The organism is Paenibacillus sp. IITD108, assembly GCF_036541265.1.
Classification (GTDB): Bacteria; Bacillota; Bacilli; order Paenibacillales; family Paenibacillaceae; genus Pristimantibacillus.
In genome coordinates this window covers 1-1,230 of the sequence record NZ_JAZHCT010000083.1, presented here as the reverse complement: position 1 = coordinate 1,230, position 1,230 = coordinate 1, and the positions used below count along the sequence as shown (strand labels likewise).

General features: G+C 53.3%; 1 rRNA gene. It reads right to left on the bottom strand.

What is annotated here, in order from left to right:
- Positions 1 to 72 precede the first annotated feature (72 nt).
- Positions 73 to 1,230 (bottom strand): 23S ribosomal RNA (locus V1L65_RS28600); the annotation flags it as partial.

Here is a 1,230-nt window from a genome sequence, read left to right as displayed (position 1 = left end):
AAAACTGGATACGAAAGATACTACATAACAAATTAGCTGTTCCATACAGGCTGTATCGGCACTGTATAGGTTTAGGATAAGCCCTCGACCGATTAGTATTCGTCAGCTCCACACATTGCTGTGCTTCCACCTCGAACCTATCAACCTCGTCGTCTTCAAGGGGTCTTACATACTGGGAAATCTCATCTTGAGGGGGGCTTCACGCTTAGATGCTTTCAGCGTTTATCCCGTCCGTACTTAGCTACCCAGCTATGCTCCTGGCGGAACAACTGGTGCACCAGCGGTACGTCCATCCCGGTCCTCTCGTACTAAGGACAGCTCCTCTCAAATTTCCTGCGCCCGCGACAGATAGGGACCGAACTGTCTCACGACGTTCTGAACCCAGCTCGCGTACCGCTTTAATGGGCGAACAGCCCAACCCTTGGGACCTACTTCAGCCCCAGGATGCGATGAGCCGACATCGAGGTGCCAAACCTCCCCGTCGATGTGGACTCTTGGGGGAGATAAGCCTGTTATCCCCAGGGTAGCTTTTATCCGTTGAGCGATGGCCCTTCCATGCGGTACCACCGGATCACTAAGCCCGACTTTCGTCCCTGCTCGACTTGTTGGTCTCGCAGTCAAGCTCCCTTATGCCTTTGCACTCTTCGAATGATTTCCAACCATTCTGAGGGAACCTTTGGGCGCCTCCGTTACTTTTTAGGAGGCGACCGCCCCAGTCAAACTGTCCACCTGACACGGTCCCTCTGCCGGATTCACGGCAGCAGGTTAGAACTTCGATACGATCAGGGTGGTATCCCAACGTCGCCTCCACACAAGCTGGCGCTCATGCTTCAAAGGCTCCCACCTATCCTGTACAGATCGTACCAAAGTCCAATATCAAGTTACAGTAAAGCTCCATGGGGTCTTTCCGTCTTGTCGCGGGTAACCTGCATCTTCACAGGTATTAAAATTTCACCGGATCTCTCGTTGAGACAGCGCCCAATTCGTTACGCCATTCGTGCGGGTCAGAACTTACCTGACAAGGAATTTCGCTACCTTAGGACCGTTATAGTTACGGCCGCCGTTTACTGGGGCTTCGGTTCATAGCTTCGGGTTACCCCTAACCACTCCCCTTAACCTTCCAGCACCGGGCAGGCGTCAGCCCGTATACTTCGCCTTACGGCTTCGCACAGACCTGTGTTTTTGCTAAACAGTCGATTGGGCCTATTCACTGCGGCCCCCTCGGGCTAT